Raw genomic sequence first — 12920 nt, 5'->3', positions numbered from 1 at the left:
ATTTTTTTTAAACAGGCTAACGTTTGTTGCGTTGGTATTGCAGCAACGGGTCACTGCAGGCAACCGTGCCTGCTATCTCTACTGCTTCATCTTCCATCGGAATAAACAGCAGGAGTATTGCCACCAGCGCCATACCGATTGCTGCAATCCGTACTACCATCATTACAGACAGCATGCTGGCAAGTGCGCCCCAGCCAATGCTGGAGAGTGCGATGGATGTCTGAAAAACGGTTACGTTAACCGCGAGAAACCGGCCTTTAAAGGCCGCAGGCGATAGTTGTTGCGCCAACACATTTAAAGTTGATGTTGCATTGATCCATGCAATACCCATGATGAGGAGAATGAGGTTAATGCTATAACTGTCCTTCGCCCATGTAAGTAAGAGCAGGCAACTGGCTATTACGAGGCAGCTGACGAAGATGATTGTTGCGGCGCCCGCAGTTCTGTTCCAAAAACCATACAGGTAACTGCCGATCAAAGAACCTATGCCAAGGCTTACCCAAAGCAGCGTGTATTGGCTGCTGTCCTGGTGCCATTGGTATTTGGATAGCTGAGGTAAAAACGCAAAGAGTATGCTTACAAAAGCGGTAAAGGAAACGGTACGTAGCAAAAGGTGTAAAAAAGGAGTGGAGCGGCGTACAGCAAGTAGTCCCTCCATCGCCGTTTTACCAAAAGAATTCTTTTTAAAAGTTGCCGGTGTGTTACTCCAGCTATATAAGCCTGCAATCAATGCAAGAAAAGAAACTGCATTGAAAAGAAAAATGCTCTTGATGCCTAACGCTACCAGCATGAGACCTCCGAGTGCCGGGCCGATAGCGCGTGCCAGGTTAAAGTTGACACCATTGAGCGCAATGGCTTCTTTCATTAAAGGTTTGCTGACTACTTCCGGTGTAATGGCCTGCCACACGGGTGTTGTGAATGCAATACCTGCACCGACAAGAAACGTAAACACCAATAAAGAACGCATCGTTAACCATTGCTGCTGCGAAAAAATAAATAATAGCAGCACTACGATAAAGAGGAAAACCTGCAAGCCGATTAGCAACCGCCGCCTGTCTGCGTGATCGGAGATAACACCTGCAGGGTAGCTGAACAATAGGGCCGGCAATGATGCCGCCGTTTGTATCAGCGATATCATAACGGGCGAAACCGACAACGAGGCGGCCAGCCAGCTCACACCAACATTTTGCATCCAGGTGCCAACGTTGGAGACAAATGCAGCGATCCAAAGTGTCCGGAATAAACGCTCTTTTAACGGCGCAAAAGCAGATGGTGCTTCTATCATGATATGACGATACTGCGGTTAATTAATTATTTTAAAACAGGCAATGCTTTTTCAATCTCAGCTCTCATTGGTTCATATTGTTTCGGAAGCTTCAGGTTATTGCCCAGCTCTGCCAAAGGTTCGTCAACAGTAAAACCAGGATTGTCGGTAGCTATTTCAAACAGTACACCACCCGGCTCTCGGAAATACAAAGAGAAAAAATAATCACGATCGATCTTGGGTGTTATCTGCAAACCTTTGCTCAATACTTTTTCATGAAAATTCATCTGTATTGTTTCATTAGCTACCCTGAATGCCACATGATGGTTAGTGCCTGCTGCATTATACCCGGATTTTCCGTCAGGCAATTCCAACAGGTCTATGATGCCAGCTGTTTCTACAGCATCGGTTGTAAAGCGATAGCGGTTGCCTTCCTGTGCCAGCAAATGATAGCCGAATATGTCTGTCAGTACACTGGCTGTTGCATCTATTTTTCGTAGAGATAAAGTGGTGCTATGGAAACCTTTTGTGGCCATGTCTGCTTTTACTTCTGCTGTCTGCCATGGCGCTCTTGCATCTTCTTTTTGTGGTGCTACCAGGCTAATGCTTAGTCCGTCAGGATCTGTGAAAGAAAGGTAGTGTTCGCCAAAGCGTTCTGTTGCTTCTGAGAATGGCACATTAAAACGTGTAAACCTTTCTTTCCACGCATCAAAACTTCCTGCAGGTACTGCATAAGCAATATCAGTGGCCATACCTGTACCGTTGTGGCCTTGCCCGATGCCTTTCCAGGGAAAAAAAGTAAGTATTGTACCTGGTGTACCATTTTCATTGCCATAATAAAAATGATAGGTACCCGGGTCATCAAAATTAACGGTCTTCTTTACCATCCTAAGGCCAAGGATGTTTGTATAAAAGTCGTGGTTTCGTTGTGCGTTTGCCGCAATAGCTGTAATATGGTGCAGCCCCAATATTTGATCGTTCATTGTTCAGTTTTTTTAAAGTCCGCTTTGATTGAATGCAGCGCGTAATTCATTTTCCAAAAGGCCGCTGCCGCCTCCGTAATGCCTGATGATTTTAGTGGTCAGTCCCTCTTCCTCTACGGTTGCACGAAACGCTGTTTCATCTGCTGCGGTAACACCTGCACAAAGCAATACAGCATCATAGCGATTCTTTTTCATTTTTTCTATGCCTTCCTGTTTGCTATGCGCAACAGTGCCTTTCCAGTCTGCATGGCTGTTGAGCAATCTTTCAATAACCTCCATCATGGCCGTATCGTATCCTACTGCCAATAATTGCAGTTGTGTTGCTTGTTTCATTAGTTTTCAGTTTTGATCATGTATGTCCATGGGGATTTCTATTACGAGTAACCGTGCCTCAGCACCGAGCGTTTCAATGTCGATCGCTGTTGCGTTCCGGATGCCCATACCGTCTCTTTGTGAGAGTAATTTTCCGTCCACGAAAAAACTGCCACTAATGACAAATACATCAATGCCATTGGCTGCTTTACGGATTACGTAATTAAAGGTGTGGCCACTGCTAAATACGCCATAGCTAAACCAGGTGTCTTTTCGAACGGTTAGTCCATCGAGGCTGCCGGGCCCGATAAACGTATGCAGCACATCTACGTCTGTTATCAATGGCAACACACCTAAAGTATAACGCGGCGATGTGTTGAGGTCTTCGGGGTATATCCATATCTGCAGGAATTCAGCCTCTTCTTCCACGCTGTTATTATACTCGCTGTGAAACAGCCCGCTGCCGGCGTGCATTACCTGCACTGAACCCGTAGCGGCAATAGCTTTGTTACCTACAGAGTCTTCATGTACCAGGCTGCCTTTAAGCGGTATGCTGATAATTTCCATGTTATCATGTGGGTGCGACCCGAAACCTTTTCTCCCGGGCAGCGTATCATCGTTTAGTACCCGCAATGCGCCAAAACCCATGCGTTCAGGATTGTAATAATCGCCAAAGCTGAATGTCTTTTTGCTATCCAGCCATTCGTGGTGATCATGTCCACGAGTGTCTGCCTTATGATAAATGTATTGTGCCATCGTGTATATGTTTTAATACCCGGATGGGTAATGATAAGTGATGTGCTGTCTGGAAAGTTGCTGTGCAGCATAACGAACAGAATACAGGCCGCCGGTATCAACTACCGGCGGCCCGATCGCAGCATGGTTATGCTTTAATAAATGCCAGCAGGTCACGGTTGATCGTTGCAGCCTCTGTTGTCGGCATTCCGTGTGGGAATCCCGGGTAAGAAATCAGCTTCCCGTTTTTTAACAGCTTAACCGCCTTAGCGCCTGAGGCAGCAAACGGAACGATCTGGTCATCTTCGCCATGCAACACAAGCACCGGGATGTCTACGCTCTTTAAGTCTTCTGTAAAATCTGTTTCTGAAAAAGCCTTGATACAATCATAGTGCGCTGTTATAGCTCCCATCATGCCCTGGCGCCACCAGTTGTCGCGAACACCCTGAGACACGTTCGCACCTTCGCGGTTATAGCCATAGAATGGGATAGTAAAATCCTGGAAGAATTGCTGCCTGTTTGTAGCTGTGCTATTGCGTATATCATCGAACACAGACAGCGGAACACCGTCAGGGTTGTTTTCATTTTGAACCATAATAGGCGTTACCGCGCTTACCAGTACTGCTTTTGCAACACGGCCTTTGCCATATTTGGCAGCATAGCGAATAACTTCACCACCACCAGTCGAATGTCCGATATGCACGGCATTCTTTAGATCGAGCGCTTCTGTGAGTGCTGCAACGTCGGATGCGTAGGTATCCATGTCGTGGCCAACAGCCGTTTGGCTTGATCTGCCATGTCCCCTGCGGTCAAGCGCAATAACACGGTATCCCTGGTGTAAAAAGAAAATCATCTGTGCGTCCCAATCGTCGCTTGACAGCGGCCATCCATGGTGGAATACGAGTGGTTGTCCGGTACCCCAATCTTTGTAATAAATTTCTGTTCCGTCTTTTACTGTGATCCTGCTCATAACTGTGTTTTTTATTTGGATTAAAAATGAGGAGTAAAAAATGCGTTTATGATGTACTTTCTTCTTTTACCATGTCAAGTTTTCCGGAAGTAAATGCCCAATAAGTCCAAAGACAGGCGCATACCAGTAATGCAATGACAGGATAAAAAAATGACAACAGGCAGGCCAGCACATGAATGGGTATACCATAGAGATAGTTTCTTTTGATGGCCCTGATATGTTGGCTGGTAAGACCCGGACGTAGTAAACTGCTGTCTTTGGACGCAAGCCACCACAGCAGGTTAAAAGAAAGGTTGATACAAACAAATAAGGCTGTATATAACGCAACAGCCGTGTTGATATAGGATGTGTTGATATATTCCGCCAACAATGCAGTTGGGAAGGATATGCAGGTAGCTAAGAACAAAATAAGGCCATTTGCAAACATCAGCGGCGAACTGCGTTTGTAGATCTGCTTAAACAATTTGTGATGGTTCACCCACATAATATAAATGCTGAAAAAAGACAGGCCGAAGGCAAGATAGGAGGGCCAGAGTGTTGTCAACGCTGCTGTCAGCCCGCCGGGTTGATGGCTTGCAGCCTCTATGGGTGGAACATGTAGTTCCAGCACCAGCAGAGTGATCGCAATTGCAAATACTGCGTCGCTGAAAGCTTCTATGCGGGATGTTTCTTTTTCCATGATATTTTTTCACAATTAATCGACGGTAATTATTTATAGGCTGCGGTGATGCCGAGCCGTTTCATTTTAGAATAGACCGTTTGGACAGGCATGTCTAATAGTTCTGCCGCGCCACCTTTGCCGGCTACCTTTCCTTTAGCAAGTGTGAGTGCGCGCATGATATGGTTTCGCTCCATTTCTTCCATTGTCTCGAGCATGGAAGTGGGCATCTTATTATCCAGGTGAACAGGTAACTCAACATGCTTCACTTCATCTTCTTCTGCCAATAGCACAAGGCGTTCAACCATATGTTCGAGCTCACGTATATTACCCGGCCACTGGTATTCGATCAGCGCGTCCATGACTTCGGAATTAACGCGTGGCTGAGGCCTGCCTGCGGCTTTGGAAAACTTTGCCAGGAAATGCTGTACCAGTGGTTCGATGTCTTCTTTGCGTTCACGTAAAGGCGGCAGTTCGATGGGGAAAACATTCAGGCGATAGTAGAGGTCTAATCGGAATCTGCCATCAGCCACTTCTTTTTCAAGGTTTCTGTTGGTGGCTGCTACAATACGCACGTCCACTTTTTCTGTAGTGTTGCCTCCAAGTCGCTGTACTTCTTTTTCCTGTAGCACACGAAGTAGTTTTACCTGTGCTTCCAATGGTAACTCCCCAATTTCGTCGAGAAAGATGGTCCCACCGTCAGCGAGTTGAAACTTGCCTGTACGCCGTGTATTGGCACCAGTAAATGCGCCTTTTTCGTGACCGAAGAGTTCTGACTCCAACAGCGACACCGGTAACGCGGCGCAGTTAACGATAACAAGGACATTGTTCTGTCGGTTCGAATTCCGGTGAATCGCCTGGGCGAACCGTTCTTTGCCGGTGCCGCTTTCTCCGAGCAGCAGTACCGACGTATTTGTCGGCGCCACAGTTTTTACCTTGCTCAGTGCCTTCATTACCGCTGGTCCGCGTCCGATAATTTCAGAAAAGTCGATATTCCTGCTGTCCGTAGCATTACGTGTAAGTATGCTGCCTGTTTCGATACCGTACCTGTAGCGGGCAATATCAAGCATCACCAGCAGGTCTTTTTCCCTGAACGGCTTTACAAGAAAGCCATACGGTTGGGTCGTCTTCGCTTCCTCAAGTGTAGCCTGGCTGGTATTAGCAGAAATGTATAAAAAAGGCTTTTTTTGTTCCGAGAGTTCTTTCCCCAGTTCAATACCTGACAGTGCGGTCTTCAATGTAATATCCAGCAGCACCCAGTCCGGTTTTTTTGCATCGATCAGCTTGCGCGCACCTTCCACGGAGGAGGCTATGCCGCAAACTGTATAGCCCGCCCTCATAAGCATAATGCGTAAATCGTTGGCAACGATAAATTCATCTTCGACAATTAGTATTTTTCCTAAAGACATCTATTACGCAATTTGAAGGGTGTTTGTTTGTAAAAAGCGACATTTAAAAGCCAGCGTAATCCGAACGCCGTTTTCTCCGGTTGTTAGTTGCAGTGTTCCATCCAGTTGGTCAGCCAGTCCATGCATCAGGCTCATGCCCAGGGAATCGCCTTGTTCGACATCGTAGTCCTGCGGCAATCCCACGCCATCATCTGAGATTTGCAACAAACAACCTCCCTCAGCAGCATGTTTCAACGCAAGGGTTATGGTTCCCGGTCGCCCGTTCGGGAATGCATATTTGATTGCATTGGTTACCGCCTCATTGATGATGAGCCCAACAGGCACCGCCTGTGCTGAATCCAGGCATACCTGCTTTACGTCTACCACGAAACGGATCTTATCGGTATATTCAAAGGATTCTTTCATGTATGTAATCAACTCCCGTACATACCATTCCATATCAATTTTACCCAGATTTTCCACCTGGTAGAGTCGCTGGTGGATAAGCGACATCGCATGCATCCTGTGCTGACTGTTGCGTATCGCGGCGATTGCATCGGCGTTGTTGAGATATTCGGACTGGGTATTGAGTAAACTGATCACGATCTGTAAATTGTTTTTAACGCGATGATGCACCTCCTTTAATAGCCATTCTTTTTCGTCGACCAGTTTTTTAAGTACCTCATTCTGCTGGTTAATTTTCTTCTGTTTACTCTCCAGTTTTTGATTGGAACGTGTCTTATACCGGTAGCGGTTATAGAGGAGAGATGACACTACGGCCAGCATACATACACCTACGACAAAAACATTGCGAAACATTTTTTCTTTTTGAAGAGATGCGTCCTGCAGCTTACTTTTTTGTGTCAGTATCTCGATATTCTTATCTTTTTGCTGTGTTTCAAACTGTAATTGCAACACACCAAGTTGCCGGGCCTGGTTGATGTTTGTCAAAGAATCAGATAGCATTTTGTATTGTTCGTGCCGCGTAATAGCAGCAGACAAATGACCGAGCGCAGAGTCTGTTCTAAAAAAAAGATAGGCGGCTTCGACTTTACGGGCGAGCGGCAGGAATGCACTGTCTTTGTCACGATCAAAGGCAGCCAGAAGTGGAATTGTTTCTTCAAAACGTTCACGCGCCTGTAAGTAGGCGACTGCCGACATACGTACAACCTGGTTCATGGTGCCGGACAGTTTATCATGCTGGTAAATCTGCAAGAGCTTCTTGCTATACTTATCAGCGTTGGCGTACCCCTTCAATGCCAGGTAGTTTTTCAGATAGGTCTGGTACACGTGTATTTTGTCATCATCCTCTGTTGTCGGGCCATAGGTTGCAGCCATAGCGAGTGTGTCCAGGCTTCGCCTGTGTTGTCCTTTACCACGAAGTGCATCGGCGATATTAACCAGCATATTCTGGATAACAGGTGTATCTCTGTTGTAGTGTGCGCCGGCAAGCGCTTTATTAAAATAGTCCAGCGCCTGGTCGAAATATTGAATGCTATAATAGTTCAACCCAACACGATTATACACCGTTGTCATCAGTTCGCCTGTGTCCTCCAGTTTTTCTCCGACATCAACGGCCATCAGGTTATAACGCAACGATTCAACAAAATCGTCCAGTCGGTGGTAGCTTTCTGCCATTACGGAATAGAGACCATGGAGTCTCGGGTACCCCGCTGACTGGTAAATAGCAAGTGTTTCATTCAGCATCGCGATTGATTCCCGGTTGCTGCCATTTAACTGCAGCAGCTCGGCGATAAACTCTTTTAGTTTTGCTTCTGAAAGCTTGTCACCCATCTGGCCGAGCATTTCTGCTCCCTGGCGATAGTAGTCTATTTTGACCGGCAGGTCTTGCTGGGTATTGGCGTAAGTTCCGCCAAGTTCAATAATCGCCTGGGCATAAAGCTGGCGAAGATTACTGTTCCGAAGCATAGCTACCGCTTCTTCACATAATTGCCGCCCTTGTTTTGAACCCGCTTCCCGGTACGCCTGTGCATGCAGCAATTTGCCCATTGCTTGTCCTTTGAGGTAATGTATGCCGGCGCTTATGGATTCGATCTTCGAGGCAAAGCGGTGCACCATGCCCATGTCATCAGGATTGGCCCCCGGTTTATATAGGAAAAATTCACCGGCACGTTGCAGTTCGCTGACGGTAGCCGTGTCCGCTTTTGCAGTCTCCAGTAAACGGCTGATATATTCCGGGTTGGCTTGCTGCTGCGCACCTAGGCTAAGCGGCAGGAGCAACAGGATGACAATCCGTATTATGAAGGAATAGTAACTCATTGATCAAATTTAGACGCATCCGATTCCCCATGCAAATAACAAATGATAATAGCGACAGCCGGCACGATAAGCACACTTAAACCCAACCACCCGGCAAGCAGTGCACCGGCGACACAGCCCACAAGAAAACCACCAATGGTAACCGACAATTTCTTTAAACTTTCCTGCGTGGATGGCTGGCTTGTGAAACCCTTGCGTAGCAAGCTTCCAAGATCAAGAGATGCTTGTGTAACGTTACCTGTCATCATCGTTGTCGGCCCATGCGTTTCTTTGGCAAATAACCTTCCGAAAGCATTTTGAAAACCCATCGCGACAACCGTACTCATTACAACAAAGTACATCAGCAATTTTTCTGTGCCGGCCGGGAACAACGGTAAAAACATGGCAGCGATACCGCATAGCATTAATACAATACTTTCTACCAACAGCAGGTTATACCTGCGGCTTGTATTGTCGGCGAGCCAGCCGCCGGCCATAACAGCCAGCACAAATACAGGGAAGGTCAGCAACTTTAACCAACCCCCTGCATGATACCCATTGCCTGCGATCTGTGCAGCAAACACGATAAAGTTGCCCGTTACATGCGCGGAGAAAATAGAATCACCCGACACAAATGTGACGGTATCACAAAAGCCGGCGACCGACGCCAGTAAAAAAGTTACCCGGTTAATATGTAGGCCTTGTTCTGCCATTGCCCTTTAATTTTAAAGTTCTGAAAATTGATACGCCATTGCGCTATTCGAGATGCGCGCGAAGCATCCATGCCATCTTCTCGTGCTGTTCCATCAGCCCGGTAATATAATCACTAGTGCCTGCGTCATGGAAAGCTTTTGCATATCCGTCGATATTTTCTCTTAGATGAATCAAAATGCTTTGATGATCTGATAATAGTTCTTTGATGAATCCCGCAGCATCGTTTTTTTCTCTTGTCTGCTCTGTCAAATGTGTTAATGCGAGAAATTCTTTCAGCGTAGCCGGTGGAAAATGCCCAAGCGTTCTGATGCGCTCAGCCACCTCATCTACCATCTCTTCCAATTGCTGGTACTGCGCTTCAAAGAAAAGATGTTTGCTGTGGAAATCCGGGCCGGTAACACACCAGTGTGCTTTACGTGTTTTAGTATATAGCACGAATTCATCTGCAAGTATTTTTCCGAGTGAATGCGCTACCTCGGCAAGGTGTTCTTGTTTGATGCCTATTTCTGTCTTCATTGTTTTAGTTCGTTAAATGGTTAAAAATTAAATGATCAATTGAGTATGTACCGGCGCCGAGCGCGAGGATCAGCAACAGGGAAAGAGTATACATGTATGGTACATCGCGTACTTCGATGTCATCTTTGCGGTGTACGACAAAGTAGCCAATGGCTGTTACTCCGATCGTTGGCAAGATCACCAACCGTGTTGCGATACCCAACATCATTAAAAAAGGAACAACGGTATCGGAGAAGGTGGCCACTGCCTTATTCAGTTTTTCGGGCAGATGCAATGGGTTGGGTACTTTTTCTCTTTGTCCCCCAACAACACGAAATTTCTTTAACCCATGCACCCGGAAAAGTTCCAGGCCGAGCAGGCAGCGGAATACCAGCAATGCAATATTGTTTACATCGTTACCGATATTCGAATAAAACACCCATTTGATTATATCGTTCATAGTGGTTTGTTTTAAAATGCAAAGCAGGAACAACCGAATGCACCCCAGAAAGCTGAATAGTTGTTAACCGGAATCGTGCTTTTGCGTGCAATATCATGATGGTGGCCATGCACGTCACAACTGCCCGCGCAGCAATGAATCTTATCACTTACATCAGCAGCATTCAGCGAAGCATTTTTTGCCCCTGGCAACGCGCCATTGTAATAACCAGGATAGTTGTGTACGGGTGACCAATCTGGCAAAATCGGAAGTGGAGGCGGCCCGTATGTCGCGAAATCATCTTTGCCATACACTATTTTTCCTCCAATGATAGTAAGTACCGACTCAATGTGTTTGATCGCTTCCCTGTCTACAGTAAAAAAGTCCCTGTCCAGTACGGCGAGATCGGCAAACTGGCCCGCTTGAATACTTCCTTTTTTATGTTGTTCACTTGAAAACCACGCGCTGCCCTTTGTATAGAGTGCAAGTGCGGTTTCTCTGCTAATTAAGTTACTGTCATCGTATAATTGCAAACCACCCACTGTTCTGCCGGCCGTAAGCCAGTATAGCGCTACCCATGGATTGTAACTACTCACCCTCGTGGCATCCGTTCCGGCACCAACAGGTACTTCCATCTCCAGCATGCGTTTTACAGGCGGTGTATGTGCTGCTGCTTTTGCACCATAACGGTCAGCAAAATATTCTCCCTGGAAGGCCATCCGACTTTGTATGGCAATACCTCCGCCAAGTGCCTTGACACGTTCTATGTTGCGTTCGTCAATAGTCTCAGCGTGATCAAATATCCATGGCAGGCCTGCGAATGGAATATCCCTGTTTACTTTTTCAAATACATTGAGGAAACGTGTAATGCTTTCATTATACGTTGCGTGTAATCTAAAAGGCCATCTTTTCTCTACCAGCAGCCGGACTACTTTTTCAAGATCGGCTTCCATTGTTTCAGGTAGGTCCGGCCGTGGTTGCAGAAAGTCTTCAAAGTCCGCTGCGGAGAATACGAGCATTTCACCTGCACCGTTATGGCGGTACATATCGTCACCCTGGTGCAACTTTACGGAACCCGTCCATTGTTCAAAATCTTCGTATTCCTGCTTTGGACGTTGCGTAAAAAGATTATATGCGATGCGCACGGTCAGCTGCTTTTTTTCGTTCAGCTCACTGATCACTTTGTAGTCATCAGGGAAATTCTGGAAGCCTCCACCTGCATCAATGACGCTGGTAATGCCAAAACGGTTGAGCTCACGCATAAAAAGCTTTGTCGAATTTACCTGATGCTCATAGGAGAGCCTGGGACCTTTGGCCAGCGTGGAATACAAGATCATGGCATTGGGTGAGGCAAGTAGTAAACCTGTCGGCTCACCTGATGCATTGTGTTGGATCTGACCACCTGGTGGAGCAGGGGTATCTTTAGTAAAACCTACGGCCCTGAGTGCTGCACGATTGAGCAATGCACGGTCGTAAAGGTGCATGATAAACACCGGTGTGTCCGGTGCAATCGTATTCAACTCATCAAGCGTCGGCATTCTTTTTTCGGCGAACTGGTGTTCAGTCCATCCACCCACCACACGTACCCACTGTGGGGATGGTGTGCGTGCAACCTGTTCTTTCAGCATGCGCAAGGCATCTGCTAAAGAGGGCACACCATCCCATCTGAGTTCAAGGTTATAGTTGAGTCCGCCGCGTATGAGATGTATATGAGAATCGTTCAACCCGGGAATGACGGTTTTATCTTTCAGGTCTATTACCTGCGTGGTTTTGCCTTCGTATTGGCGTAAAACAGGTGCGTCATCACCCACTGCAATGAACAGCCCGTCTTTAATTGCTACTGCTGTGGCAAAAGGGTTTGATTCATTTACCGTATGTATCCTTCCGTTATGTAAAATCAGGTCTGCGTAGTTCATGATACCTCCCTCTTGCTTTAATTATGAAATGATGCGATGGCTTCTTTGATACCTTCACCTGCCGTTGTAAAGAAGGCCGGGCCTGCCAGCAGTGTTATTTTTGTAACAGGCTTGTAGGTTGCCATCTTTTTGCTTTTTAGAAATGCCTGTGTGCGGTAGGCCGCAACGATTCCTTTAGTAACATTGCCTGCTACTAATGCTGTGGGAGAATCAATGCCTGCATCTTTGATGTCACTTGCAAAAGCAAAATGTGTAACACCGATATTTAATGCTTCACGCAGGGCTACACTACCAATTTGTATCATTAAATCTGCATTGAACTTGTTTCGGTCGCCGAGACCAATCAGTAATAATTTTTTTGCTTTAAGCGTTCCTGCCGGCGGTGTGATGAGTATTGTCTCCAGTGCATGCCCTGAAAATTTCCCGCTTTTGCGAATGTCTGTGATAAGGCCATTTAGTGCATGATCAAGATGCACCATGCCGTTCAATGGTTCAGGTAATGCGGGCGCATTGAAGATATCTCCTTCGGTATATTCAAATACACAAGCAACCTGTAGTTCGGCTTCTGCTGCCGATGGACCTTGAACCAACCCTTCTATGGCCATGCCGTCAACAGTGCCCCATGTTTTAGCGGTACCAACCGCTGTTGTTGCTGCGGGAGTTGAAGCTGTTTGTTGCGCATGTACTGTTGTTGCACATGTTATAACACAAAACATTGCAATAATGCTGAAGGCACGGATCAACATTTTGGGTGACGTTGCTGTATTACTTTTTGTATAGAACATAG

13 protein-coding genes are annotated in these 12920 nt (G+C 46.5%); all 13 read right to left on the bottom strand.

The genetic code is table 11. The features are described 5' to 3' along the window. Nucleotides 1-16: 16 nt before the first annotated feature. Entirely contained in the window at nucleotides 17-1285 is a 1269-nt protein-coding gene (locus QTN47_RS21095; protein ID WP_369331408.1) for an MFS transporter, read from the bottom strand. A 26-nt stretch (nucleotides 1286-1311) separates the two neighbouring features. After that, entirely contained in the window at nucleotides 1312-2247 is a 936-nt protein-coding gene (locus QTN47_RS21090; RefSeq protein ID WP_369331407.1) for a ring-cleaving dioxygenase, read from the bottom strand. Nucleotides 2248-2259: 12 nt separating this feature from the next. Further along, nucleotides 2260-2580, bottom strand: coding sequence for a hypothetical protein (locus QTN47_RS21085; protein WP_369331406.1), 321 nt, complete (start codon nucleotides 2578-2580; stop codon nucleotides 2260-2262). 6 nt (nucleotides 2581-2586) lie between these two features. After that, the gene (locus QTN47_RS21080) at nucleotides 2587-3315 is read right to left on the bottom strand and encodes a pirin family protein (RefSeq protein ID WP_369331405.1); all 729 of its coding nucleotides are present in this window, start codon (nucleotides 3313-3315) and stop codon (nucleotides 2587-2589) included. A 127-nt stretch (nucleotides 3316-3442) separates the two neighbouring features. Continuing rightward, nucleotides 3443-4264, bottom strand: coding sequence for an alpha/beta fold hydrolase (locus QTN47_RS21075; protein WP_369331404.1), 822 nt, complete (start codon nucleotides 4262-4264; stop codon nucleotides 3443-3445). Between the two features lie 46 nt (nucleotides 4265-4310). Then, complete coding sequence (locus QTN47_RS21070; protein ID WP_369331403.1) at nucleotides 4311-4943, bottom strand: TMEM175 family protein; 633 nt, start codon at nucleotides 4941-4943, stop codon at nucleotides 4311-4313. Between the two features lie 29 nt (nucleotides 4944-4972). After that, on the bottom strand, nucleotides 4973-6331 hold the full coding sequence (locus tag QTN47_RS21065; RefSeq protein WP_369331402.1) for a sigma-54-dependent transcriptional regulator: 1359 nt from the start codon (nucleotides 6329-6331) through the stop codon (nucleotides 4973-4975). 3 nt (nucleotides 6332-6334) lie between these two features. Continuing rightward, nucleotides 6335-8590, bottom strand: a complete 2256-nt coding sequence (locus QTN47_RS21060; RefSeq protein WP_369331401.1) for a histidine kinase dimerization/phosphoacceptor domain -containing protein — start codon at nucleotides 8588-8590, stop codon at nucleotides 6335-6337. Next, on the bottom strand, nucleotides 8587-9282 hold the full coding sequence (locus QTN47_RS21055) for a YoaK family protein (protein WP_369331400.1): 696 nt from the start codon (nucleotides 9280-9282) through the stop codon (nucleotides 8587-8589). Before QTN47_RS21055 ends, QTN47_RS21060 begins: the two co-directional genes overlap by 4 nt. Nucleotides 9283-9325: 43 nt before the next feature. Continuing rightward, complete coding sequence (locus QTN47_RS21050) at nucleotides 9326-9799, bottom strand: Dps family protein (protein WP_369331399.1); 474 nt, start codon at nucleotides 9797-9799, stop codon at nucleotides 9326-9328. A gap of 4 nt (nucleotides 9800-9803) precedes the next feature. Further along, the gene (locus tag QTN47_RS21045) at nucleotides 9804-10238 is read right to left on the bottom strand and encodes a DoxX family protein (protein WP_369331398.1); all 435 of its coding nucleotides are present in this window, start codon (nucleotides 10236-10238) and stop codon (nucleotides 9804-9806) included. Nucleotides 10239-10249: 11 nt separating this feature from the next. Continuing rightward, on the bottom strand, nucleotides 10250-12133 hold the full coding sequence (locus QTN47_RS21040; RefSeq protein WP_369331397.1) for an amidohydrolase: 1884 nt from the start codon (nucleotides 12131-12133) through the stop codon (nucleotides 10250-10252). A 17-nt stretch (nucleotides 12134-12150) separates the two neighbouring features. Further along, the gene (locus QTN47_RS21035) at nucleotides 12151-12918 is read right to left on the bottom strand and encodes a M17 family peptidase N-terminal domain-containing protein (RefSeq protein ID WP_369331396.1); all 768 of its coding nucleotides are present in this window, start codon (nucleotides 12916-12918) and stop codon (nucleotides 12151-12153) included. Nucleotides 12919-12920 lie beyond the last annotated feature (2 nt).

It is taken from the genome of Danxiaibacter flavus, from assembly GCF_041060425.1.
GTDB classification, from domain to species: domain Bacteria; phylum Bacteroidota; class Bacteroidia; order Chitinophagales; family Chitinophagaceae; genus Danxiaibacter; species Danxiaibacter flavus.
Note: the sequence above shows the minus strand (reverse complement) of the source record. Positions and strands in the feature narration are given on the sequence as shown.

What these genes read in the sequence shown, in the direction of transcription:
- QTN47_RS21070 (WP_369331403.1), bottom strand. Translation starts at nt 4,943, where the DNA reads ATGGAAAAAGAAACATCCCGCATAGAAGCTTTCAGCGACGCAGTATTT.
- QTN47_RS21055 (WP_369331400.1), bottom strand. Translation starts at nt 9,282, where the DNA reads ATGGCAGAACAAGGCCTACATATTAACCGGGTAACTTTTTTACTGGCG.
- QTN47_RS21060 (WP_369331401.1), bottom strand. Translation starts at nt 8,590, where the DNA reads ATGAGTTACTATTCCTTCATAATACGGATTGTCATCCTGTTGCTCCTG.
- QTN47_RS21050 (WP_369331399.1), bottom strand. Translation starts at nt 9,799, where the DNA reads ATGAAGACAGAAATAGGCATCAAACAAGAACACCTTGCCGAGGTAGCG.
- QTN47_RS21045 (WP_369331398.1), bottom strand. Translation starts at nt 10,238, where the DNA reads ATGAACGATATAATCAAATGGGTGTTTTATTCGAATATCGGTAACGAT.
- QTN47_RS21080 (WP_369331405.1), bottom strand. Translation starts at nt 3,315, where the DNA reads ATGGCACAATACATTTATCATAAGGCAGACACTCGTGGACATGATCAC.
- QTN47_RS21090 (WP_369331407.1), bottom strand. Translation starts at nt 2,247, where the DNA reads ATGAACGATCAAATATTGGGGCTGCACCATATTACAGCTATTGCGGCA.
- QTN47_RS21040 (WP_369331397.1), bottom strand. Translation starts at nt 12,133, where the DNA reads ATGAACTACGCAGACCTGATTTTACATAACGGAAGGATACATACGGTA.
- QTN47_RS21075 (WP_369331404.1), bottom strand. Translation starts at nt 4,264, where the DNA reads ATGAGCAGGATCACAGTAAAAGACGGAACAGAAATTTATTACAAAGAT.
- QTN47_RS21035 (WP_369331396.1), bottom strand. Translation starts at nt 12,918, where the DNA reads ATGTTCTATACAAAAAGTAATACAGCAACGTCACCCAAAATGTTGATC.
- QTN47_RS21085 (WP_369331406.1), bottom strand. Translation starts at nt 2,580, where the DNA reads ATGAAACAAGCAACACAACTGCAATTATTGGCAGTAGGATACGATACG.
- QTN47_RS21095 (WP_369331408.1), bottom strand. Translation starts at nt 1,285, where the DNA reads ATGATAGAAGCACCATCTGCTTTTGCGCCGTTAAAAGAGCGTTTATTC.
- QTN47_RS21065 (WP_369331402.1), bottom strand. Translation starts at nt 6,331, where the DNA reads ATGTCTTTAGGAAAAATACTAATTGTCGAAGATGAATTTATCGTTGCC.